The sequence below is a fragment of the Enterococcus sp. LJL90 genome (assembly GCF_056924355.1).
Genome location: NZ_JBXPBQ010000005.1, coordinates 286,071 through 309,987, shown reverse-complemented (window position 1 = coordinate 309,987; position 23,917 = coordinate 286,071). Strand labels below are relative to the sequence as shown.

At 40.9% G+C, this 23,917-nt stretch carries 20 protein-coding genes; 2 read left to right on the top strand and 18 right to left on the bottom strand.

Features of this window, described 5'->3' with window-relative positions; all coding sequences use genetic code 11:
* Positions 1–531: 531 nt before the first annotated feature.
* The 8 genes from lysS to AC1Z3S_RS13225 all read right to left on the bottom strand — a co-directional run bounded on the left by lysS (position 532) and on the right by AC1Z3S_RS13225 (position 10,697).
* Positions 532–2,028 (bottom strand): lysine--tRNA ligase, encoded by a 1,497-nt coding sequence (gene lysS, locus AC1Z3S_RS13260; protein WP_461740754.1) that lies wholly within the window; start codon positions 2,026–2,028, stop codon positions 532–534.
* Between the two features lie 295 nt (positions 2,029–2,323).
* Positions 2,324–3,337, bottom strand: coding sequence for a tRNA dihydrouridine synthase DusB (gene dusB / locus AC1Z3S_RS13255; protein WP_461740753.1), 1,014 nt, complete (start codon positions 3,335–3,337; stop codon positions 2,324–2,326).
* A 1-nt stretch (position 3,338) separates the two neighbouring features.
* Positions 3,339–4,226 (bottom strand): Hsp33 family molecular chaperone HslO, encoded by an 888-nt coding sequence (gene hslO / locus AC1Z3S_RS13250; RefSeq protein ID WP_461740752.1) that lies wholly within the window; start codon positions 4,224–4,226, stop codon positions 3,339–3,341.
* A gap of 238 nt (positions 4,227–4,464) precedes the next feature.
* Positions 4,465–5,244: a sulfite exporter TauE/SafE family protein gene (locus AC1Z3S_RS13245; RefSeq protein WP_461740751.1), complete on the bottom strand. Its 780-nt coding sequence runs from the start codon at positions 5,242–5,244 to the stop codon at positions 4,465–4,467.
* Positions 5,241–6,350, bottom strand: a complete 1,110-nt coding sequence (locus tag AC1Z3S_RS13240; RefSeq protein WP_461740750.1) for an SPASM domain-containing protein — start codon at positions 6,348–6,350, stop codon at positions 5,241–5,243. Before AC1Z3S_RS13240 ends, AC1Z3S_RS13245 begins: the two co-directional genes overlap by 4 nt.
* 21 nt (positions 6,351–6,371) lie before the next feature.
* Positions 6,372–7,859, bottom strand: coding sequence for a sulfatase family protein (locus AC1Z3S_RS13235; protein WP_461740749.1), 1,488 nt, complete (start codon positions 7,857–7,859; stop codon positions 6,372–6,374).
* Between the two features lie 15 nt (positions 7,860–7,874).
* The gene (locus AC1Z3S_RS13230; protein ID WP_461740748.1) at positions 7,875–9,785 is read right to left on the bottom strand and encodes a beta-glucoside-specific PTS transporter subunit IIABC; all 1,911 of its coding nucleotides are present in this window, start codon (positions 9,783–9,785) and stop codon (positions 7,875–7,877) included.
* An 87-nt stretch (positions 9,786–9,872) separates the two neighbouring features.
* A complete protein-coding gene (locus AC1Z3S_RS13225; protein WP_461740747.1) occupies positions 9,873–10,697 on the bottom strand; it encodes a PRD domain-containing protein in 825 nt (274 codons plus the stop codon).
* Between the two features lie 405 nt (positions 10,698–11,102).
* Between AC1Z3S_RS13225 and AC1Z3S_RS13220 the strand changes: the two genes are divergently transcribed.
* Positions 11,103–11,417, top strand: a complete 315-nt coding sequence (locus AC1Z3S_RS13220) for a hypothetical protein (protein ID WP_461740746.1) — start codon at positions 11,103–11,105, stop codon at positions 11,415–11,417.
* A gap of 2 nt (positions 11,418–11,419) precedes the next feature.
* Positions 11,420–12,028, top strand: coding sequence for a CPBP family intramembrane glutamic endopeptidase (locus AC1Z3S_RS13215; RefSeq protein WP_461740745.1), 609 nt, complete (start codon positions 11,420–11,422; stop codon positions 12,026–12,028).
* A gap of 88 nt (positions 12,029–12,116) precedes the next feature.
* On the opposite strand, the gene AC1Z3S_RS13210 is transcribed toward AC1Z3S_RS13215, so the two are convergent.
* From AC1Z3S_RS13210 to AC1Z3S_RS13165, 10 genes are all read right to left on the bottom strand, one after another.
* Positions 12,117–14,408 (bottom strand): glycoside hydrolase family 65 protein, encoded by a 2,292-nt coding sequence (locus AC1Z3S_RS13210; RefSeq protein ID WP_461740744.1) that lies wholly within the window; start codon positions 14,406–14,408, stop codon positions 12,117–12,119.
* On the bottom strand, positions 14,401–15,237 hold the full coding sequence (locus AC1Z3S_RS13205) for a hypothetical protein (protein WP_461740743.1): 837 nt from the start codon (positions 15,235–15,237) through the stop codon (positions 14,401–14,403). The genes AC1Z3S_RS13210 and AC1Z3S_RS13205 overlap by 8 nt, the downstream gene beginning before the upstream one ends.
* 25 nt (positions 15,238–15,262) lie before the next feature.
* Positions 15,263–16,102: a sugar ABC transporter permease gene (locus AC1Z3S_RS13200; RefSeq protein WP_265459846.1), complete on the bottom strand. Its 840-nt coding sequence runs from the start codon at positions 16,100–16,102 to the stop codon at positions 15,263–15,265.
* A gap of 3 nt (positions 16,103–16,105) precedes the next feature.
* Positions 16,106–17,398: a carbohydrate ABC transporter permease gene (locus tag AC1Z3S_RS13195; protein WP_461737951.1), complete on the bottom strand. Its 1,293-nt coding sequence runs from the start codon at positions 17,396–17,398 to the stop codon at positions 16,106–16,108.
* A 215-nt stretch (positions 17,399–17,613) separates the two neighbouring features.
* Positions 17,614–18,888 carry an extracellular solute-binding protein gene (locus AC1Z3S_RS13190; RefSeq protein WP_461740742.1) on the bottom strand — a complete coding sequence of 425 codons (1,275 nt, stop codon included), beginning with the start codon at positions 18,886–18,888 and terminating at the stop codon, positions 17,614–17,616.
* Between the two features lie 101 nt (positions 18,889–18,989).
* Positions 18,990–20,771 carry a glycoside hydrolase family 13 protein gene (locus AC1Z3S_RS13185; protein ID WP_461740741.1) on the bottom strand — a complete coding sequence of 594 codons (1,782 nt, stop codon included), beginning with the start codon at positions 20,769–20,771 and terminating at the stop codon, positions 18,990–18,992.
* A gap of 390 nt (positions 20,772–21,161) precedes the next feature.
* Entirely contained in the window at positions 21,162–21,905 is a 744-nt protein-coding gene (locus AC1Z3S_RS13180) for a MerR family transcriptional regulator (protein WP_461740740.1), read from the bottom strand.
* Between the two features lie 305 nt (positions 21,906–22,210).
* Positions 22,211–23,179 carry a LacI family DNA-binding transcriptional regulator gene (locus tag AC1Z3S_RS13175; protein ID WP_461740739.1) on the bottom strand — a complete coding sequence of 323 codons (969 nt, stop codon included), beginning with the start codon at positions 23,177–23,179 and terminating at the stop codon, positions 22,211–22,213.
* 86 nt (positions 23,180–23,265) lie between these two features.
* A complete protein-coding gene (locus AC1Z3S_RS13170; protein WP_461740738.1) occupies positions 23,266–23,415 on the bottom strand; it encodes a GNAT family N-acetyltransferase in 150 nt (49 codons plus the stop codon).
* An 8-nt stretch (positions 23,416–23,423) separates the two neighbouring features.
* Positions 23,424–23,831 (bottom strand): GNAT family N-acetyltransferase, encoded by a 408-nt coding sequence (locus AC1Z3S_RS13165; RefSeq protein ID WP_461740737.1) that lies wholly within the window; start codon positions 23,829–23,831, stop codon positions 23,424–23,426.
* Positions 23,832–23,917: the final 86 nt, after the last annotated feature.

Here is a 23,917-nt window from a genome sequence, read left to right as displayed (position 1 = left end):
GTTTGCACAATCTTGCGATTGTTAGCTCATTAATTGTTTGCTAGCTTTTGCTTGCAATGTTTATTTTGTTCTTGAATATCAAGAACGCCCTACACATTGGTTCGTTTGCTTTGTTCAGTTTTCAAAGATCTACATGTTGCGATTCAGCTTCTTAAAAGAAGTGAATCTGTTGTTTCAGCAACTTTTATATCTTATCAGCTTTTCAACTGATTGTCAACAACTTTTTTTAATTTATTTTTTAATAATTTAAAATTTGTCGTTGGATACACAGCGCTGAAAATATTTCTTGAAAATCCGGTAAGCATTGGTATGACTAATGTTTGACCGTCGTCTCAAGCAACTTCGTTAGTTTATCATGGGAAGCAATCTCCGTCAACAAAAAAAGTGAAAAAAGTTTAAAAAATCTCAAAAAAATCAAAGTTGTTAAATATCTTCATTTTTCTTTTGTAATTGGGACATAAAATGACCTTCTATAAAAAAATACCCTTCTGATAAATAAATTTATCAGAAGGGTATGCGTTGTTTTCTAATTTATCTCATCGTCGGGAATAATAGGACATCGCGGATAGATTGAGCATCGGTTAACAACATTACTAGACGATCAATTCCGATACCTAGGCCTCCGGTTGGCGGCATGCCGTATTCCAGTGCTTCTAGGAAATCTTCATCCACTCCATGGGCCTCATCGTTTCCTTGCTCCCGCTCTTTTTCCTGCTCTTCAAAACGGCCTCTTTGGTCGATTGGGTCATTTAATTCGGTAAAGGCATTGGCAAACTCTTTGCCGACAATAAATAATTCAAAGCGATCGGTGAAACGAGGATCTTCAGGATTCTTTTTAGCCAAAGGGGAAACCTCGACTGGATGTCCGTAAACAAATGTTGGTTGACGCAGAGTATCTTCAACAAAGGTTTCAAAAAATTCATTGAGAATATGGCCGACTTCCATAGCATCGGTGATTGCCACGTTATGTTCCTTCGCTAAAGCCCGTGCTTCTGCCACTGTCATTTCCTTCCAGAAATCAACGCCGGTTTGCTCTTTTATGGCATCGACCATGTGAATACGTTTGAAAGGAGCTCCCAAATCAACCGCTTCTTCATTGTAAGTGATGTTAGTGGTGCCAAGAACTTTTTCAGCAGCATTGCGGATAATGCCTTCTGTCAAATTCATCACATCTTGAAAATCAAAATAAGCTGTATAAGCTTCCAGCATCGTGAATTCAGGATTATGGGTCGTATCAATACCTTCATTACGGAAGACGCGGCCGATTTCGTAGACTTTTTCCATGCCGCCGACGATTAATCGTTTCAAATGCAACTCAAGGGCGATGCGCAAGTACAAATCAATATCTAACGCATTGTGGTGAGTAATAAATGGTCGCGCTGCAGCGCCACCGGCTTCATTATGCAGAGTTGGCGTTTCAACTTCAATATAGCCTTGGCCGTCCAAGTAACGGCGGATTTCGCTGATAATCTGGCTGCGTTTCATAAAGCGGTCAAAGCTGTCACGATTACTGATTAAATCTAAGTAGCGTTGACGATAGCGCTGTTCAATATTCGTTAAGCCGTGATATTTATCTGGTAGTGGGCGTAAGGCTTTAGAAAGCAGAGTAATTTCTCTAGCTTTAATCGAAACTTCCCCCATGTCGGTTTTCATAATTTGTCCGGTAACGCCGAAGAAATCTCCTAAGTCGCTGTGTTTAAAAATTTCATAGGCTTCATCGCCGACTTCATCTTTGCGGACATAGATTTGAATTTGGCCTTCCCGGTCTTGCAAATGCGCAAAGCCGACCTTGCCTTTGCCCCGTTTGGTCATCATTCGACCAGCAACGCTGCTGGATAAATTCATTTCAGCAAGTTCTTCTTTGGTGCGTTGGTCGAATAATTCATGCAGCTCTTTTGAATTATGGGTACGGTCAAAACGCTTGCCAAAGGGATCAATGCCTTCTGCTTGTAGTTCTTCCATCTTTTGACGTCTGACCAGCATTTGATCATTTAGTTCTTGTTGACTGTTTTGTTGTTCCTCTGTCACTCTGTTTCCTCCGTTCTTGATGTCTCTTCCCTATAATGCCAATGAAGAACAGAAAATGCAAGTTGAAATTCTTTTCCTTAAAAAATAAAAAACTGCGGCCCCTTTGCGGAAGTCGCAGTCAAATATTTTACAGCAGGTTTCTTTCTATAGAAGAAAGTTGGTGGAACTGTTGCGTCTTTTTTCAAATAAAAATTTCAAGAATTTTATTTTGTATTTGGCTGGACCGACTACTACTAGACGGCTCTTCTATTTTAAAGAGCAAGAAGGCGCAGTTTGCAAAGAGTTTTGCTACATATTAGATGCTAGTAATTTTCTCTCTACTCTCCAATTTATCCACTAAATCATCCAGCAAACCAGCAATTGTCGCTTCATTTTCTGTCTGATTAATCGCCGCCTTGACTTTGGCAGCCCGGGAAACACCTTTTAGATAGTAGGCTGCGTGCTGACGGAATTCTCGACAAGCGACCTTCTCACCTTTTAAAGCGACTAGCCGGCTCAAGTGCAATTTCGCCGTGGCAATCTTTTCCCGCGGACTAGGTTCTGGCATCAGCACACCGGTTTCCAGATACTGCTGGGTGCGGTGAATCATCCAAGGATTGCCTAGCGCAGCTCGGCCAATCATCACCCCATCTGCGCCGACTTCTTCTAACATGCGTTTGGCGTCTTCTGGGGTGCGGACATCCCCGTTGCCCATAAAGGGTATCGTTAAATGCTCTTTGACTTCTTTTAAAATTTTCCAATTGGCATGGCCTTCGTACATTTGAACTCGAGTGCGGCCGTGCATCGCAATCGCCGCCGCTCCCGCTGATTGGGCAGCCAGGGCATTTTCCACTGCAAAGACGTGGTCTTCATCCCAGCCAGTGCGCATCTTAACCGTCACGGGGATATCGACGGCGACGGCAACCGCCTCGACCATTTCGTAAACCTTATTGGGATCCAGTAGCCATTTGGCACCGGCTTCGGCTTTAATCACTTTGTTGACGGGACAGCCCATGTTAATGTCAATGATATCTGCGGTGGTATTTTCTTGGACGAAGCTTGCCGCCTCCACCAAGCTCTCCTTGGAGCCGCCAAAAATCTGCACGCTTAAAGGATGTTCCGTTTCATCAATGTAGAGCATTTCCAAGGTTTTTTTGTTGCGGAAATGAATCCCTTGATCGCTAATCATTTCCATCACCACAAGGCCAGCACCGAACTCTTTGACGGTAACGCGAAAGGCGGCGTTGGTGATGCCCGCCATCGGAGCCACGACCACTCGATTGGGGATTTCAACATCGCCGATTTTCCAGCTTTGATTTAATGCAGACATATTATTCTCCTAGCGCTTCGGCCTTCAAGGCTTGAAGGTCGGCTTCATCGTAGTAGTATTTGTTGTTGCAAAATGCGCAGACGGCTTCAGCGCCGTGGTCCTCGTCAATCATCTGCTGAATCTCATCTGGTCCTAAGGCAATAATTGCCGAAGCAAATTTTTCCTTGGAGCAGTCACATTTAAACTGAACCGGCATTTTTTCTAAAATTTCTAATTGTTCAGTTCCAACTAGCCCTTGTAATATTTCCTCCGGCGTTTGACCTTCATCTAACAATTTTGAGATTATAGGAGTTTGCTGTAATTGCTGTTCAATTTTATCAATGATGGCTTCATCGGCCCCCGGCATGATTTGAATCAAAAAGCCGCCAGCTGTCTTAATGCTGTCATCAGTGTCCACCAAAACGCTCAGGCCCACCGCTGAAGGAATTTGCTCAGAAACTGCTAAGTAATAGGTGAAATCTTCGCCAATTTCACCGGAGACAATCGGTGTTTGACCAGAAAAAGGTTCCTTCAGCCCTAAATCTTTAATTACCACGAACATGCCCTCTGTTCCGACAGCCCCTTTAACATCCAATTTTCCTTGAGGATTAGCCGGCAGACTGATGTGGGGATTTTTAATATAGCCTTTGACATCGCCGTGGCCATTGCTGTCGACAACTATCGCACCAGCCGGTCCATCCCCTTGAATTTTTACGGTTAATTTATCGTCACCCTTGAGAGTCGCGCCTAATAAAAGGGCGCCGACCATCGTGCGGCCTAAAGCTGCCGAAGCGGTATGCCAAGTATCATGGCGGCGCTGAGCTTCTGCTACAGCCTCTGTCGCCTTCACTGCATAGGCCCGCACAAATCCGTCATAGCATAAGGCTTTTACTAAATAATCTTCTGTCATCGCTTTTTCTCCTCTTGAGTTGCATTCATTCTTGCATAATACTAGCCTTCAGAAAATATTTCAACTTTTCTTGATTGAAAGAAGATTGTTGGGGCTTAGTTGGGCTTGGATTTCAAATGTATCTTAATTGTTCTTAAATCAAATAAGTCAATCTTAACAGTCTCTAAGATAATCATTAAATCTTTATCCTTCAAAAAAGGCTCTAAACAAAAAAATATTTTGTCTAGAGCTTCCTAAATTAAAAGATGATTTGCAGTCCATTATAGACATTGATTACCATAACCAACACAATCACCGCTTGAAAAACTTTGGTGATACTTTCAGCTGTAATCATACCACTGAGTTTTGACCCTAGCCAACCACCTAAAATTGCTGCTGGAATAACGAAATATAAACGACTCAAATCATAATTAAAAAAATTACCACTAATGGCAATTGTCGTTAACTTAGCCAGTTGAGAGAAAAAAATTGTTCCAATTGAATAGACCGTGGCCTCTTTTATAGGCAAACTGAACATCAGCATAATTAAAGATACATTGATTGGTCCTCCGCCAATTCCTAGTAAACTTGCTAAAAAACCTAAGAGTAGACCACAGAAGAGATAATAACAGTCTTTTAATAGCTTTAATCTTACGACTGGGTATTTGGTATAGAAAAAGGCAAAGGCTAAAGTCAGTAGAGTAATTATTATCTGAATCATTTTGACTGGCTGATCAGCTCCAAAAATCTTCAGAAGCTCCTCCAAAGCTAGATTCCCAAAAATCCCTCCAATAATTGCGCCAGCTGAAATACCTAAAATAATCCGCCATTGAAATCTCAAACCGCTTTTTAATTGCTTAGCCGTCGAGACAACGGACATAGTAAATACAGCCACCGTGGAATAAAACGATATCGCTGATACCGAATCTGCACCGATAAAATCCAGAACTGGTTTAATTATCACGCCACCACCCATACCGGAAATTGCCCCAACAGAATTAGCTAAAACAATAACAAAAAAATAAATTAGCCCAATCATGCAGTTCTCCTTCGCAATAATTCCAATATGTCATCAATTTGTGGTACAAATTCTTTTAGTAAATTCTGATAGCCGCAATAACTTTCCTCAACATAGATTGCATCTGCCATTCTTTTACAACCGCCACGGCAGGCTTTAAAGAAGGGGCAGCTGTTGCACATCTCAGGTAATTTTTTTCTTGAACATAAAAAATCTACTGCAACTTCTTTTTCAAACAGACTTCGTAAGGATTCCTCTTGAATATAGCCCATGCGGTATTCATCTAATACGTAAAAATCGCAGGGGTAGACACTCCCATCAGCCTCAATCACATACTGCACTTGACAATTCCCTAACATACCACAGGCACTCAGCTGTCGTTTCACAAACAAATTTAATAAATCCTCAAACAATTTAATACTCAGATAGTTCCCGTTTCTTAAATCCTCTAACCAAAATTTCAATATTTGATGATAAAAACTAGCAAAACGTTTGGGTGTTAGGGCAAACTTACTCCTACTTTCAGCGTCTAAGTCATCCAGACATGGAATAAATTGTACATATTGAATATGTTGGTCTTTTAGAAACTGAAAAACTTTTTTTGCCTCTTTTGCTAGCGGATTGGTTAACACACAAAGAACGTTATACTCGATTTCAAAATCATCAAATAATTGCTTAGTCGCCAACACTTTAGAAAAAGTTCCTCTTTGTTTGGCATCGACACGATTTAGATCATGATAACTTTTATGTCCGTCAATTGATAAACCGACTAAAAAATTATTCTCCTTCAAAAATTCGCACCAACGCTCATTGATTACTAAGCCGTTTGTTTGGATAGCGTATTGAACATGGACTTGTTTTTGATGCTGTTGAACTAAATTGACAATATTTCGGTAATAACTAAGACCGGCCAGCGTTGGCTCTCCTCCTTGAAAAGCCAACGTCAACTCGTCACCATCTTCTAAATCTGCATAGATATTAGCAATCATTTTTTTTGAAACTTCAGCACTCATTTTCCCGTAAGATCGAACTTCTCTTAATGAGCTGACATTAGCATAGAAGCAATATTTACATCGAATATTACACAGAGAAGAAGCTGGTTTGATTAATACTGAAATATGTTTCATATAATGACTCCTTTAGTTTATTTACCGTTTGTCCCTTTTTTTAGGGACAAAATCTGTAGTTTCTATATAAAACTGCGTTACTCTGTTTTTCATCTCTTGAACTAACTTTTGATATTCTGGTTTTACAGCAAGATTATCAATCTCCATAGGATCTAAAGTTAGATCATACAACTCATCTTTTTCATATAAACGCATGATATATTTATAATTATCAATTTTGCACATAACAGCTTTCGTATGCTCAGGACCTTCACTATATTGGGTTGATAATCTTGGCCAATAAGGAGATTCTGGTCCGTGACCTAACTCCATCGCCTGTGTTTCACCATGGATACGGCCACCCTCACAAAAAACAGCTTCCTTATGTTTTTCATCCCCTTTTAAAACATGGAGAACAGATTGACCGAATTGAGTATAAGATAATTCAAAACCACCTAAATCTGCTAATGTGGCTGGTAAATCCAATAACTCCATCTGTGCTTTAGTTTTGCGGGGATGCACTTCAATCCCTTTAGCCGGCTTAATCAAAAACGGCACATTCGTGATTGGATCTTCAAAACAATTTTGGACTTTTTCAGTAATTGTATAGTCACCCGTGTAATCACCATGGTCACTGAAGACAATTAAATTTGTATCCTCATAAAGATTAGTTTCTTTAAGTTTATCTTTAATCAGACCCAACTGATAATCGAAACGCGAAACCATCGCTAAATAAGTCGCTCTTAACTCATCAAAGCGTTCTTCACTCCAGCCATTCAATCCTTGTTTAGAATTGATGCCATACAGCATGCTGGCTTTATTAGGGATATCCTTAATATTAGGACGTCGAGGGGACAAGCTATCCCGGTCAATACTAGAATACCACGGGTCTTCACATCCATAAGGCGGATGTGGAAACGAAATCGTACAATAAACAAAGAATGGCTTATCACTGCCTTGCTTTGATCTTTGATCAATATAATCTAAGGCTTTTCGAACACAATTCCAATCCGTTTTTCCATAGCCTTCACCGTCAGGTAATTTTCCTAAGAAAAATGAGTAGTAGGTATCTCCTGATAGCATTTCTTTATAGAGCTCGTTAGTAGCTTCGTTTTTTTCGGCAGAAGGATTGAAGGTATTATCTGTAGCATCCCGCAAGTTTTCATCATGCACCCCGTCGAAATAAGCATCGCAATATTCAGTTTTTGCACGATCTCCTGGCACAATATCATTGCGGCCAATCCAGATGACCTCATAGCCATTTTGTTTCATTTCTTTTAAAATATTTGGCTCATCTTCTCTTTGCAAAAAATGCATTGTCCGATGCCCATTGACATGGGGATAAAAGCCAGTTAGAAAACTGTTTCGAGATGGTACGCACACCGGATTTTGACAATATGCATTTTCAAAGGATACACCCTCTGTAACTAAATCATCTAAGTTCGGTGTGATTGCTGCGGGATTCCCCATGTGTCCTTGGGAATCACAACGCATTTGATCTGCAACAAATAAAAAGATATTTTTTTTCATAGTAGCCTCCATCAATTATGAGATAACTGTCAACAGTGCGTCACTGAAATTGGTTTTTCCGCTTTTTGTTTCCAAGACATCTAAAAAGTCATTTGTATTTGAAATAACTACAGGGGTTACGATTGAGTACCCTGCTTCGATAATTTTTTCTTTATCAAAAGTCAACAATAACTCGCCTTCTTTAACTCGATCCCCTTGCTTTACCAAAGCGTCGAAATATCTACCCTCTAAATTCACAGTATCCATCCCAACGTGTATTAGGACTTCAATCCCCGAATCAGTTGTAATGCCAATTGCATGTTTTGTTGGGAACAAAGCCGTCACCACACCATCAGCAGGAGCCACAATTTCGCCTTTTTCAGGAATAATGGCGACCCCTTTTCCCAGCAAACCAGAAGAAAAGGCGGTGTCGGCAGCGTCCTTCAATGAAATTACTTCTCCTTGAATCGGACTTTTCAAATCAATAGTTCGATTTTTGCTAATTTCAATATTTAAATCTTTTGCCGGTTCCCCCTCAGGTTCATCTTGTTTAGGATTATAGGCAATTGTTAATGCTAATCCTAAACCAATCAAAAAGGCTGTGGCTGAGGCGATGGCAAACCCGATAAAGCTATTGTCGATACCTGCTTCTGGATTAATAAAACGAGGTAAGGCAAAGATTCCAGTACCACCATTAATGAAGACTCGAGTATTAAAAAGCCCCATGATGCCACCAGCTACTGCCACTGCAAATGATGTTGCATAGAAAGCTTTTTTACGAGGTAAGGTTACACCATATAAAGCCGGTTCAGTAATACCAAAAACTGCGGACAAGAATGCTGGAAATGCAATCTCTTTTAATTTCGAGCTCTTTGTTTTTAAGAAAATTCCTAAAGTAACTCCCGCCATCGCTAAAGGCGTTGCCAATCCAGCCATCATGATGACATCATATCCAAGTGTAGCATAATTATTCAAAGCAATTGGAATGAAGCCCCAATGTAAGCCAAACATAATAAAAATTTGCCATACCCCACCAATAATGATACCAGCAACTACTGGGCTTAGAGCGTATACACTAGCTAATCCTTCACCTAACAATAGACCAGCCCATGTTGTGATAGGTCCAATAATTAAAAAGGCTAGGGGAACAGTTACAATTAGCGTGATAAACGTCACAAAGAAACTTCTAAGCATTGACGGAATGATTTTACTTAAGAATTTTTCAATTTTTGCTGCTACATAAGTCGCCATCACGATTGGAATCACGCTTGATCCATAGCTCATTAAAATCACCGGCATACCTAAAAAAGTAATATAAACTGGCGATTCAATCAAACTACCAGAAAACAAGGTATACAATGGTTCAGCCGAGGAGGAAATTCCAACAATTGCTGGATACACTAGGGCAGCACCTATCGCTGCACCTAAAAATGGTTTGCCGCCGAATTTTTTTGAAGCTGTGTACCCAAGAAAGATTGGGAAGAAGTAGAAGAAAGCATCTCCAGCAGCATTTAAAATTTGATACGTTCCAGAAGTCTTCGATAATAAATCAAAAGCTGTTAGTAGCGCTAGCATTCCTTTCGTCATCCCTGCTGCCATTAAAACACCAATTAAAGGTATAAAAATTCCAGAAACAGTATCAATAAAAATATTCAAAATCCCTTTGGGTTTATCAGTTTCACTGGAATTATTTTCTGGAGTAAGACCACTTACAACGATAAAATCTTGATAAACTTCTGGTACATGATTGCCAATAACAACCTGATATTGACCAGCGCTTTTGACAACCGTCACAACCCCAGAGAGATTTTCAATGGCCGTTGTATTTGCCTTAGATTCATCTTTGAGTTTGAATCTTAAACGAGTAATACAATGGGTTAAACCTGTGATATTATCCTTTCCACCAACATTCTCCAAAATTTCCTGACTCAATTTTTCATATTTCATCATCTTCATCCTTTCTTGGCTATAAAAAAAGCAAGACTAAAAAAGCTTTACGCTTTGTTAGTCTTGCCTGCTTGACCAGTAACAACCTTAACCGTTCTCAATTATTTTTTGAATATGTAACGAGAGGTATAATTTCTCATCATCATCAAATTCAATGTTTAGATATTTTTCTATTAGAAGCATGCTTGCATATGCTGCACCATATTGTTCTTTAATATGGTTGAGCAAGGGATTCTTGCTTTTAGAAGTGTGACCATTTTTGATTCTTCTGAAAAAAAATCGCAGGTGAGTCACAAAACGGTCAAAAGCGAAACTCTCTTCATCAATTTCAATTTTATTATGCATTCTTATTAAAGCAATAATATCACGGATTTTTTGTGACTCTTCTTGAACTCCATCCACTCCACTGAAATCATCTGCAACCTGTGCATTAATCAAATGCATTGCAATATTTCCTGCCTCATCTTCAGCGGGGATAAAGTTTAGCGTTTCAGAAATCAGCTGCAAGGCCTTTTTTCCCAAATCAAATTCTTTAGGATAAAACCTCTTTAATTCCCAAGAAATATGATTTGGAATAATAATCCCTTGCTGGTACATTCGTTTCAGATTATACAAATGATCTGTAAGTGAAGCATACAACGTCTCACTGAGTTCCATCGATAACTCTTTTTTACTCAAAGATATAATTTCATCTGCCAACACTACATATTCATTGGGAATTTCTTCCATAATTGTGACCAATCGATTAAACGCATTTTTCTGTTCTAAAATAAAAGTTTTCTCAATTTTACTTTCATCAGCAAGTTGACCCGGTTTTTTCTGAAATCCCAGACCAGCACCAATCCAAATATAATCTTTACGATCTTTGCTGACCAAAACCGCGTTATTATTTAAAATCTTTTTGATTTTCAAATAAGAATCACCTCCAGAAAAAAGCAGCCCACACCTTAACAAATAGACATGTAATCACATGCATACTTCCTAAGGTATAGCCTGCTTATCAGTAACTACCCTCTCAATTTAATCTTATAATATCATATATTTTTTAGAATGCAAGCGTTTTATAAAAGAGCAACAGAATTAGTTCTTTTTTTGTTAATAAACCTCACTTTATAAATATATATCTCGAATCATATACCAAATAATTGATTCACTTCGTATTAAAACCCCTAACAAACTTGTTAGTGCATAATTCCTTATCAAGAAGGTACAATAATATTGAAGTTGATAAATTAATCATAATTCCTACAATTTATTTTATTAATCGCTTATTTTTTTGATTGATTTATCAAAAATATTGTAAAAAGGACGTGACTTATGTTTACTAAATTACCGAAGATTCCCAGCATGAATCTAATTGATGAGCCGGCCAGTCTCAAATGGTGGCTGCCTTTTTTCAGCACCATGCTTATTTTTCTTGTGGGCCAAACGGTCGCAGGCACTCTGCTAGGCGTTGCGATAGTCATCTATAGCGCCGTTAACCAACAGCCCAATGCCATTGATCGCCTAACCGAGCTCTCCCAATCGACACTGCCAAATTTATTGTTCTTTGCGGTTCCTCTACTTGCGTTATTATTGATTTTTAAATATTTTAACAAGCAGCCGCTAGCGGCCTTAGGATTTGTAAAATAAAATTGGTAGCAAACTATTTGACCGGCTTATTACTGGGAGCAATTGGTCTTGTGCTGGTCTTAGGTCTGTGTCTCGTATTCAACAGCGCATCGATTAGCTTGAGTCAGTCTACCAATTGGCTGTTGATACTCCTGTTGTTTTTAGGTTTTATGGTCCAAGGGATGACAGAGGAAGTCTTTTTTAGAGGCTATCTGATGAATCTAGTCGGCCACCGGAAAAATGCAACGGTCGCAATTGTCGGCAATTCGCTTTTGTTTGGATTATTCCACGGTGCGAATCCCGATATGTCGATGATTTCGCTTGTCAATCTGATGCTCTTTGGTTTCGTCTTTTCGCTGCTGTTTTATCTGACTGAGAATTTGTGGGTGGTTGGGGCGGCCCATACCATTTGGAATTTTATGCAGGGCCCCGTTTTTGGCCTTGCCGTCAGCGGACAAGACCTTGGCAGCAGCTCGGCGATTTTTACGACAACGCTATCGCAACAGACTGCTTGGTTAAACGGCGGTAGTTTTGGCTTAGAAGGCGGCTTGGCTTGCACACTTATCGGCCTGATAGCGGCTGGCCTTTTGCTGTATTTAATTCAAAAAAAATTGTCAAAAGCCGCGCTGTAATTCTGTTGCGTTAAAAACCGAGCTTCTCCACCAGCAAGCTGGTTTGGGAGAAGCTCGGTTTTGTATTTTCTAATGCTAAACATGAACCCTATTCGCTTTTTTGAATTGAGGTCACAATTGGTTGTGCTGCATCTAAGGTCAGCGCTTGGTCATAAAGTTTTAAGTCTAATGCTGCCCCGGCCTTCAATTTCAAGGTGACTTGACTTTGATCAACAGTCACTTCGATTTGCCGTTCCCGATATTTAATCACAAAGGAGTAGCCTTGCCAATCGGCTGGACAGAAGGGCTTAAAGCTTAGCGCTTCATCAAAGGTCCGCATGCCGGCGAAGCCTTGGACAATCGCCAACCAACTGCCGCTCATTGAGGTAATGTGGAGGCCGTCATCGGTATCATTATTATAATTATCCAAGTCTAGACGAGCAGTCCTCTTGTACAGCTCTATCGCTTTTTCTTCTTTGCCTAATTCTGCCGCTAAAATCGAGTGCACACACGGCGACAATGAAGATTCGTGGACCGTCATCGGCTCGTAGAAATCAAAGTTGCGCATTTTTTCTTCTCTAGTAAACTGATTACCGAAGAAATACATGCCCTGTAAAACGTCCGCCTGCTTGATAAAGCAGCTGCGCAAAATTTTATCCCAAGACCAATGCTGATTTAGCGGCCGGTCTTCTGGATCCAGTTTACTAGTGGGCATTAAATCCTTATCCAAGAAGGTGTCGTGTTGGACATAAACATCGAGTTCTTCATTGTAAGGGAAGTACATATTATCAATAATATCCTGCCAGTGGTTCAGCTCTTCTGGGCTAACATCCAATTCCTTTTGCGAAGCTGCTAAAGATTTGGGATAGTTTTCCGCCGCATATTTTAAGACCCAAGTGGCAATATAATTGGTGTACCAGTTGTTATTGACATTATTTTCATATTCATTTGGTCCGGTGACGCCGTGAATCATATATTTTTGCTGGCGTTTAGAATAATGCACCCGATCCGCCCAGAAGCGGGCAATCGAAACCAAGACCTTGATGCCATCACTATAAAGATAGCTGGTGTCGCCGGTGTAATTGGTGTAATTATAAATGGCATGGGCCACCGCACCATTGCGGTGAATTTCTTCAAAGGTGATTTCCCATTCGTTGTGGCACTCGACTCCCGTGAAGGTCACCATTGGATAAAGCGCACCCTTTAAACCTTGACGGCGGGCATTGATAAAAGCCCCCGGCAATTGATTATAGCGATATTCCAATAATTTGCGGCTAACTTCCGGTTCTGCCACAGACAGATACATCGGTACGATATAGGCTTCTGTGTCCCAATAGGTTGCCCCACCGTATTTTTCGCCGGTGAAGCCTTTTGGTCCAACATTCAAGCGAGCATCTTCTCCATAATAAGTTGAAAACAGCTGGAAAAGGTTGAAGCGAATCCCCTGTTGCGCTTCCGGGTCGCCGTCAATTTTGACATCCGCCTGTTGCCAGCGGTCTCCCCAAGCGGTAGTCTGCTCAGCTAAATGTTCAGTAAAATCTTTGTTGCTATTTTTATCAATAAGTTTTTGAATTACTTTGACCTGTTCGGCCTCTTCGACGTCACGGCTGGTGATGACCGCCACCATTTTTTCAACGGCGAATTGGTCACCAGTTTGTCCGTTAACAGAGAAGCATTCGCCGACCTGCAGTGGACTGCTGCGTAATTCCCGCAGACTTTCCCGGGAGATTTGATTTTTCATAGCAGTTGTCACTGAAAAACGCGGAGTGCCAAAATTATTAGGAATCGTTTCGGTTGTCAGAAAAGCCAATTCCGGTTGACTGCCACGATTTTTTTCCAACCAGAAGGTTTCTTCGTAATTGCTGTCTTCATTGCGGACATTGCCGTCAATTTTTGACAGAATTTCAATTAGCGGTTCACCGGCTAAAATTTCAACCGAGACTCTGACAAAGGCCAGCTCCTTGGTGACAATGCTGACAAAGCGTTCAAAGGTCAATTTGACTTTGGCATCTCCTTGCTGATAGAGATAGCTACGTTTTAAGACACCGTTGCGCATATCCAATTCGGTGTAAAACTCTTCATAAGCTCCCTGCGCTAAATCAACCTCGGTGCCGTCGATAACGATTTCCATGCCGATAAAATTAGTGGCATTGATGACTTTGCCGAAATAATCCGGATAGCCGTTTTTCCACCAGCCGACCCGGGTTTTATCGGGAAACCAGACGCCGGCTAAATACGTGCCGGGATGAGTTTCTCCCGAATAAGTTTCTTCAAACATGCCCCGCATCCCCATATAGCCATTGCCGATGGAGGTTAAACTTTCCATTAAACGTTTATTTTCCACATCTAATTGATGGGTCGCTATTTTCCAAGGATCAATTTCAAACAACCTTTTATACATTTTCTCCACTCACTTTCTGGTCTTTAAATTTGGTGCGGATGTAAATTGCAAAAAGCAAAATAATCATCGTCAGCATTTGAACGGCAATCATCATGGTCACGTCATAGTAAATCAGCCCAAAAACAAAGGCTAAAATCGTGCCTAAGCCAAGACATTGAATGATGATGCTCAGGCTTTCTTTAAAGGAGCCGATGGAGGAAAAGCTGCTCTTTTTGGTGAGCCAAAGGAAAAAGGCGCTCCCCAAAACTAAGAACAAATTCATCACAAATAGCAGAAATCCGGTGGCCAATAGAGCGCTGATAATAATCGGTAGCCGCTGATTGGCAAAAAATTGCTGGCCCAGCAGCTTTTGCAATGCTGCACCGCTAGTAGCTTGACTAGGATTTAAACTATCGGTGTAATACAGCTCAAAGCTGTATTCCCGCTCCCCCTGTAAACCTGTAATCTGCCAAGTAGTCGGGGTAAAATTAACAACTGTCGTTTGCCCCGCCAGCTCTGCCTCAGTTAAATTGACGCCGACAATTCCGTCTGCGCTTTGATTTAAAATAGTTGACTCACTGGTCTCTAATTCGCCGTTTTCAATTGGCAACTCAGAAAAGGCGACCGCGGTCTGGTCATCTAAGAGAGCTGCGACCTCCGGCAGTGAATCCGCTAAAGAAAACTGATAGCTGGTGGCCAAATTTAAAGTGACCGGAATCAATAATAAAGCATTTAAAAAGATATAGATGAAAATCAGTTGAAACCAACTGAAATTTTTCCTGCCTAAAAAGATTTTTCTTGGTGAAGCGATACCGCTAAAATAATTAATCGGAAACTGTTCAGCTTTCAAGTTTCAACATCCTTTCAAAAAATAATTAGCCTTTGGTTCCTCCAGAAGTTAAGCCGGTGACAAAATGTTTTTGCAGGAAGAAGAAAAGGATTGAAATCGGCAGGGCAATTAAAATGGCTCCCGCCGCAAATAGCGACACTCTTTGATTGGTGACATCGCTGATAAAAGTTTGTAATCCTACGGCAACCGTTTGATTTTCTGGAGTCCGCAATAAGAAGCGGGCCAACATAAATTCGCCAAATGGTCCCATAAAGGCCCACAACGCTTGCACGGCAATCATCGGCCGTACTAATGGCAACACGATTTGGGCAAATATTCGGATATGTCCGGCGCCGTCTAATTCCGCCGACTCATCCAAGTCAATCGGTACGGTATCAAAATAACCCTTCATCAGCCAAGTATTCATCGGAATCCCGCCGCCGATGTAAATCATCGTCAAGAACCAATAGCGGTCTAAAGCATCCAATAAGAAGGCCATTACATAAAAGGCCGTCAAGGCTGCCATTGTCGGCACCATTTGAATGACTAAAAATAAAATCAGACTGAATTTCTTACCGGCAAAGCGGTAACGACTATAAGTATACCCCGCCAGTGTAACAATCGCCACTTGGACAATCATGGCAGATATCGCAATAATCAAAGTATTTTTATACCAAGTGCCATAAAGGGTTTCGGTAAAGAGCCGCTCAAAATTGGTCAACGTCCACTCAGAATTGAAATCCAATGAGAAGGAGGCAATGTTCCCTGATTTAAAAGCGGTACTAGCCGTAATCAAAAGCGGATAGATAATTATCACCGAAAGCAAAATCAGAAAGAGATAGGTGAAAATTTTCGGCAGCATCTTTTTGAATTTGTATTTATTCATGGTCTACTCTCCTTCCATATTAAAGGCGTTCGTTCGTTTAAAGACAATTAACGACACTGTGATAACGATGGCCGAAATAATCAAGGTGATGGCTGACGCCAATGAGTATTGCGGTGATTGTCCGGTGGTCAGTTTGTAAATCCAAGATATCAGGATATCTGTCGAACCGGCACCGCCGCCGACACTGCCGGGGCCACCATTATTAAAGAGGTAAATCATTGAGAAATTATTAAAGTTACCGGTATATTGGGTGACAAAGGTTGGGGCTGCCACTAAGAAAATTGCCGGCAAGGTAATATTGCTGAAACGTTGCCAAGCATTCGCCCCGTCAATTCTAGCTGCTTCATACAAGTCTTCTGAAATCGACTGCAAAATCCCGGTGACCATCACATAAATATACGGGAAGCCTAGCCAGCCCTGAATCATAATAATCGCAACCTTAGTCCAATTGGGATCGGTTTTCCAAGAAATCGCTCCGATATCGACAAAAGGCAGATTATTTAAAAAGGGAATAACTTGGGTGTTAATCGCCCCGATACTATCGTTGAAAATATTGGAGAAACTCATAATCGTGATAAAGGCCGGAACTGCCCACGGTAGCAAGAAGATTACTCCGAAAACCCGTTTGAATTTGATGAATTTTTGATTGGCTACCACTGCTGTCAAAATTCCCAAAGCAATTTGCAGGGTGGTGGCACAAACGGTCCAGATAATCGTCCAGGTAAAGACCGCCACGAAGGGTTTGCGATACGTGCTTAAGAAGAAAATATCGACAAAGTTTTTGATGCCGACCCAGTCGATTAAATTAGCCGGTGGAATATGGCGGAAATCATAATTGGTGAAGGCCATAAATAAGGTAACCAGCACTGGAAAAATAATCGTAAAAGTCATTAAAGCATAGGCCGGTAAGGTTAAAAGATAAGGAAAGCCTTTATCTGTAACATTTAAGAAAATTTCTTTAAACGTCGTATTGACCTTGTGACCACTCTGCCATAATTTTGCGACTTTGCGGGCATCATAGATATTAATGAAATAGAAGAATAAAAAGATTGCAGTGATGATTAATTGTAAGACGCCGCGAATCATCAAGAATAGCGAGTGATCGACCATCGGCGTGCTTCCCAGTGAAATTAGATTAGCGAAGGTCTGGAAGCCGACTAAAACCATTTCTGCAGCAAAGGCGATAAAAATTGCGAAAAAGATCAGCGCCTTGCTTTTTTGCTTATTGTAAAACTGCCCTAAACCTGGAATCAGTGATAACAAGGTTGCTTTATTGACACTATGTGTTGTTTCCACAGAACCATCCCTCTTTTCTAAAAAATAAGTGCTGCGACCTGCCTTTTAACAATAAAATAACCGAACTATCGAGAAGTCGTCCTGTCACTTCCCAGTGACAATGCGGAGCGTTCATCAAATATAGTTCGGCTATTTTTGATTGGCGATTGTTTAGGTCACAGCCCCTTATCTTGCATTGTTTAGCTGTCTGCTTTAAAAATTATCCGTTAAGCGGCTTAATATTTTTGTTCAATCGCATCTTTAATGGTTTGAACTGCATCGTCAGCAGCTTCTTGAGGTGTTTTTGTGCCTGAAGCCGCTTCAAACATCATGTTTTCTTCACCCGTCCAAACTTCAGCCATTTCAGGAATATTCGGCATTGGTTGCGCACTTGCATATTGCTCAATTACGGCAGTTGTCAATTCGTTGCCGGCAGCACTAGCTGTTTCCCGAGCTGCTTGGTTCGCTGGAATTTCTTGGGTGTCTTCGTATAATTTTTCTTGATTTTCTTGATTTGTTAAATAGTCTAAGAATTCTTGTGCTGTGTCTTTATGAGTAGAGTAATTGCTGACAACCCAGCCTTTACCACCACCAAAGGCTTGATAATCTTCACCGTTAGCTAATGTCGGAATCTTAGCAATCCCAAAGTTCACGCCAGCATCGGTATAAGTGGCAGCTTGCCAAGGGCCATCGATAATTGCTGCTGCGGCACCAGAAGTAAATTGGTTAGTAACAAAGTCGCCGGCACTTGTGATATCTTGCATCCCTTGTGGCCATACATTTTGGAACCAGTCAGTTGCATAAGTGATACCTTCAACTGCTCCGCTGTTATTCAAACCAATGTCGCTCGTGTCTGTACCGTCTTCACCGAAGATGTATCCGCCATAGCCGGCCATCAAACCATATGAATAGTAGAAGTCAGTCCATTTTGCTAAGAAGCCAGTATTTTTGCCTGATTCAGAAGCAAAATCAAAACGAGAATCTTCTGCTAAAGCTTCTAATTCAGTAAAGCTAGTTGGTGCCGCATCAATCAGGTCTTTATTATAATAAAGAACCAATGTTTCAATAATGGCTGGCGCCCCATAAACTTTATCGTCCACCGTCACTTGTGCTTGGTCAGTTTCATCGTAATCGTCAGCATTACCTAAAGTCACTTCAGCTAAATGGCCTTGTTGAGCTAAGCCGCCGATCCGGTCGTAAGCAGACATCATCACGTCTGGCGCTTTGCCAGCAGGTCCATCTAATGCCAAAGCGTCCAATTGGTCAAACATGTCTTTTTCGATGACTTCAATTGTTACACCGTTTTCATCTTCAAAGGCGCCTTTGATTTCATTGATATAATCCACATAGCCTTTGTCGACAGAGACCGTTAACGTATTGTCATCTGATCCACCGCTAGCACTGCTGCCGCTATCGGCTGTCGAATTGTCAGAACCGCCGCCACACGCTGCTAATGTTAATGCTGCACTGGCAGCCACTAACCCAAGACCAAATTTTTTATAGCTTTTCATGTTTTATTTCCCCCTAAATGTGTTTTGTTTACACGTTTATTATGCTGAGGAAAAATAACTTTTGCAACCGTTTTCTCTCTGTTACCGGTAACAGGATTTTGTTACGCTTCAATTGTTTTAAGACTAATGCTAAAGCCGTGCTGTTTTAAAAACTGTTCGCCGTGCTCTGCGGTGTATAAGCCTTGATCTAATAAAACCTGCTCTGAATCAAAAAGCGGCAGGGTTTCTTCACTCTCATTAAAGGAGGCGACCAACTCTTGATTACCATAACGCTTGCGGAAGATGACACTGTCGCTATCTTCATCAGCCTGCAGCCAATCAAGTTGACCATAAATTATTAAATCGCTGTACTCTTTTCTAAGGGCAATCAATTTTTTCGTAAAGGCCAACATGTCTAAATCTTGATTTTCCGGCTCCCAAATCATACAGCGGCGGCAATCGGGATCATCAGCTCCCTCCATCCCAATCTCAGTTCCGTAATAAATACAAGGCGAGCCTTTTTGTAAAAACATAAAGGCCAAAGCCGCCTTCGTCAGCTCCTTGTTTCCTTGACTCAAAGTTAAAACTCGGGCTGTATCGTGGGAATCCAAGAGGTTAAAAGTGACTTCATTGGCTTGGTCTCGATACAAAAGTTGCTGCTGATTCAACCCGCTGACCATTTTAGCCGCCGAGAATTTCTTTTCAAAAAAGAAATCTTTGATATTGTCGGTGAAAGCGTAGTTCATCACGGCATGGAATTCATCCCCCTGTAGCCAGCTTTGGGAAGAGTGCCAGATTTCGCCTAAAATATAGAAGTCCTTTTTCAAATCGGTCACTTCAGTGTGGAATAATTTCCAAAAATGATGGTCTACTTCATTGGCAACATCTAGGCGCCAGCCGTCAATATCAAACTCGCGAATCCAATAGCCGGCAATATCCAGCAGATATTTCTGAACTTCTTTATTGGCAGTGTTCAGCTTTGGCATATGCGGCGTAAAGGCAAAGGTGTCGTAATTCAAATTGGCCGCCGTTTCCGGCAAGTCTGTCATCTGATAATCGTCCACCGGGAAATTATGAATGTGGAACCAGTCTTTGTATTTAGACTTTTCACCATTTTTAATAACATCCTGCCATTGGGGTGAAAAATCTCCCATGTGATTGAAAACGGCATCCAGCATAATCCGCATGCCTCGTTTATGGGCCTCATCAACTAATTTCTTAAACAATTTTTTGTCGCCAAAATCCGGATCAATTTCAAAATAATCAATCGTATCGTATTTATGATTGGAAGTCGCTCTAAAAATCGGACAGAAATATATGCCGGTAATCCCCAAATCACTCAGATAATCCAAGTGGTCCAACACCCCCTGCAAGTCCCCACCGAAAAAGTCCTCACGATCCGGTAATTTGCTGCCCCAAGGTAACGTACCTTCTGGGTCATTTTTAGGATTGCCGTTCGCAAAACGCTCTGGAAAAATTTGATACCACACCGTATCCTTGACCCATGCCGGTGCTTTAAAGCGGTCAATCTCTTGGAAATAAGGCATCCGAAAATAAAAATTAGCATTGGCCAAATTTTCTTCCGTATAAGGGTAAACCCCTTGATCACAACATAAAAGTTCTAGCCCATCATAGCCCTCCACATAAAAGCCATATTGCAACCGGCGAAATTCAGCGCCGACTTCAATCTCCCAATAATCGTGCAGGTCAGTGCTGAGAAGCTTAGCCATTGGTGTTTTATCCAAATACCAGCGGTCGCTGTCAATTTGATAAGGGTCGCCTTTGATTAAGGCGACTTTGCGGGCATCTTGGCGCCCAGTCCGCAGACGAATCCGCATTTTATCCGGTGTATAAAGATAAGCAAATTCACTTTCAGGGCGGTGATATAAAGCTGCTGTATTCATAAAACGTTTCCTCCAAGTCAAGTTTAGAATGCACTTTCATGATAGCGAATCTTGCCCGCCAGCTCAATCAATTCCTGTTTGTTACCGGTAACAAAAACTGACTAGCCGAAATTTACTTGGAAGCTTAACTAAGTTAGAAAATTTTTTTAATTCAAAAGCTTATTAAAAGTAGAATAAAAAATCAGATTACGAAAGGAATTGGCAAGAGCATTTTTATTGGGTAAAGGCTGAAGTGCTGGGAAAGTATGTTCCAGAAGAATACTTCGCCTTGATTACTATTAGGAAGTAAATACCCGCTAAATGAGAGTTGGCGGGATTCCTTTCTTGACTGACATTATTATATTTTTCATTCGTGATAGAAAATCCCTATGACTTGAGTTTTGATTGAACCTAACTTTTATTTTGATGCCCTACGGTGATAGAATCTGTCGTTTCAACACAATAAGATGTATGCTGACACTTCGGACACTTCAGTCTTCTTGTCTTGAATGTGTGTTTGGCAAATATAAAGGAATATAATGAAGGTTTAAAAATAGTATTGCAGTTAGGGCATATATAATTTATCGTTTTTGTGTAGTACCACGTAGTCCATATGCCTATCAAAATAGCAAAGAAAAATCCAATAAAAAAAGGTGCCCACTCTCCTTTTGCTATTCCAATTGCCAAAGTAGAAAATTCAATCAAACCCGCAATTAAACCAGCGACAATCATAACAGTATGCGTTTCTTTCAATTTTTTTGCATTTTCCATGATATATTCTATGTCTTTGAGTAGTTCTGTTGGAATCGTTTCACTATGTTGTACTGTCAGTTTTATGCTTTCGATCGCTTGAAGTTGAACTTCTTTTTCTTGAATTTCTTCAGACAATTGGTTGTATTGCTCATTGATAATTAGAAGTAGAGTATTTACTGCATAATCACTAGATAAAATTTCTTTAATACTTGATAGTTTTAATCCTAGCGATTTTAACAAACAAATCCATTGCAATTTCTTCACATCATCATCTGTATAAAATCTACGACCACTACTAGAGACTTCAGTAGGGATAAGAATCTTTTTTTCATCATAAAACTGAATAGTTCGAGTAGATACATTACAAAGCTTTGCTATTTCACCAGTTGTATATTTTGACATAGAATTCACCTCCTTATCAGTATAATGCATTATTACGTTACGTGATAATCAACACTTTTTTCTAAAAATGTCTGGTTTTCTAGTTAATCCACTTTGATATAAGGATTTTTTGTGAACAACTGATTTTGAAGATTAGCAACAACAAAAAAATAGTTAGATTGAGACTCTTTTTAGTTGATAACGAGGAATTACTTCCACTCAGAGCTCACAGTTCTGGTCAATCCTTCTTAGCAAAAAACGCCCTCCAAAAGTTAGCCATTACACTACTTTGGGAGGACGCTCTTTTGTTTAGTCTAAACTTTTCGTTATTTTTTTACCTTTGCTGCCGGTTGCCGAGTAGACTCCCTAACAATCAATTCCGGCAGGAAAATTCGGCTGCCTTGATTGGCTCCGTCTTCAGCAATTTTTTTCATCAGCAGTTCGCCGCAGACCTCGCCCATTTTGATGATGGCCTGTTTAGCAGTGGTCAGTTTCGGCGAACTGACCTGATCTAAAAAGACGCCGTCAAAGCCGATAATCCCGTAATCCTCTGGCACATCGCCGCCGCAATTTAAAATTCCCCGCTCAATCCCTAACGCCAAACGGTCGGAACTGCAGACAAAGCAAGTATTTTTCGGAAAAGGCCAATTGTCCTCAATATAATTTTGCGACATTGTCGACCGATTTTTAAAGCGTTGGATTTCCGTTGGCAGCTGATGTTTTTTCATGGCATTGAGATAGCCGGCCTCTCGAGAGTGCTCAAAGGCCTCATCGATATCAATGCCGATGTAAATAATATTTTGATAACCGACTTCTAAAGCATGATGGGTCGTCAAATTAGTGCCGTAGCGATTGTCGCTGTCGACAAAATCATAGCCATAATGATTTTCACCGAAAAGTACCACCGGCTTGTCCAATTGACTCATCCACTGGAAATCTGTGTCCCGAAAGCCGGTAATAATATAGCCATCACTAGCTCCGATGTCAAAGCCGGATTCTGTCACCAACTGCAGGGAATAATGGGCCTTGCCGACTGCTTCGGCAATCCCCATCAATAAATTCATGTAATAAGGCTCTGTTGTGTCAATTTCTTCTAAAATCAGCAGCTTAATAATCTGCGAACGCTTTGATACTAGCGCCTTTGCCGCAATATTCGGCTGATAATCCAGCTCCTTCATCGCTTGAAACACAAGTTCCTTTAACTCATCCGTCACTTGATCCGGGTGATTAATTACCCGGGAAACGGTCATCTTCGATACATTAGCTTTCTTTGCAACATCTGAAAGCGTCGCCATGAGCTTCACCTCTTTTAAATAGTATAACAATTTCTTGCTAATGAGAAAACAACTTCACTCATTTTGTTCCCCGCAGCATGTGCTTTTTAAGCTAATCTGCGCACCATTTGAAAGTCGATGGCTCCGGTGACATTCCCCACCGGCCCGCTAATTTTTTGAAAACCATTTTTCTGATAAAATTCCAGTGCAGTCTGGCGAGCGTCCACTTCAATCAGCTGGAAACCTCGCTCCAGCAAATCACCAACTAAAAATCTAGTAAACAGCTACCTAAGCCCCGCTGCTGATAAGCTTCCGCCACCGCAAATGCTGTCAAATGCGCAGTTTGCTCAGTCACTTCAATCAGCTGGAAACCTCGCTCCAGCAAATCAGCAACTAAAAAATCTAATAAACAGCTACCTAAGCCCCGCTGCTGATAAGCTTCCGCCACCGCAAATGCCGTCAAATGCGCAGTTTGCTCAGTCACTTTAAACCAGCTGACTGTGCCAATCAGCTGCTCTTTAATAAAAACTCCGTAGAAATCATTATTTGCTTCAATCAGTAGGTCCTCATCATAAATGGATTTTCCAAGCGGCTGACGTAGGAGTTTGTCTCTTAGTGCCAAGGCCTGTTGATAGGCAGGGGCTTGGCTAGTAAATTTTTGATAGGTGAACATGGCTGGCCTCCTTTAATAAAGGTAATGTTACCACATTTTAAGTTGTCAAAAAAACCACCCGCAAAATCAATATTTTGCAGGTGGTT

Bases quoted from the DNA above. Each gene is read 5' to 3' on its own strand.
- dusB (WP_461740753.1), bottom strand. From the start codon at position 3,337: ATGTCTGCATTAAATCAAAGCTGGAAAATCGGCGATGTTGAAATCCCC.
- hslO (WP_461740752.1), bottom strand. From the start codon at position 4,226: ATGACAGAAGATTATTTAGTAAAAGCCTTATGCTATGACGGATTTGTG.
- AC1Z3S_RS13245 (WP_461740751.1), bottom strand. From the start codon at position 5,244: ATGATTGGGCTAATTTATTTTTTTGTTATTGTTTTAGCTAATTCTGTT.
- AC1Z3S_RS13240 (WP_461740750.1), bottom strand. From the start codon at position 6,350: ATGAAACATATTTCAGTATTAATCAAACCAGCTTCTTCTCTGTGTAAT.
- AC1Z3S_RS13235 (WP_461740749.1), bottom strand. From the start codon at position 7,859: ATGAAAAAAAATATCTTTTTATTTGTTGCAGATCAAATGCGTTGTGAT.
- AC1Z3S_RS13230 (WP_461740748.1), bottom strand. From the start codon at position 9,785: ATGAAATATGAAAAATTGAGTCAGGAAATTTTGGAGAATGTTGGTGGA.
- AC1Z3S_RS13220 (WP_461740746.1), top strand. From the start codon at position 11,103: ATGTTTACTAAATTACCGAAGATTCCCAGCATGAATCTAATTGATGAG.
- AC1Z3S_RS13210 (WP_461740744.1), bottom strand. From the start codon at position 14,408: ATGTATAAAAGGTTGTTTGAAATTGATCCTTGGAAAATAGCGACCCAT.
- AC1Z3S_RS13200 (WP_265459846.1), bottom strand. From the start codon at position 16,102: ATGAATAAATACAAATTCAAAAAGATGCTGCCGAAAATTTTCACCTAT.
- AC1Z3S_RS13190 (WP_461740742.1), bottom strand. From the start codon at position 18,888: ATGAAAAGCTATAAAAAATTTGGTCTTGGGTTAGTGGCTGCCAGTGCA.
- AC1Z3S_RS13185 (WP_461740741.1), bottom strand. From the start codon at position 20,771: ATGAATACAGCAGCTTTATATCACCGCCCTGAAAGTGAATTTGCTTAT.
- AC1Z3S_RS13180 (WP_461740740.1), bottom strand. From the start codon at position 21,905: ATGTCAAAATATACAACTGGTGAAATAGCAAAGCTTTGTAATGTATCT.
- AC1Z3S_RS13175 (WP_461740739.1), bottom strand. From the start codon at position 23,179: ATGGCGACGCTTTCAGATGTTGCAAAGAAAGCTAATGTATCGAAGATG.
- AC1Z3S_RS13165 (WP_461740737.1), bottom strand. From the start codon at position 23,831: ATGTTCACCTATCAAAAATTTACTAGCCAAGCCCCTGCCTATCAACAG.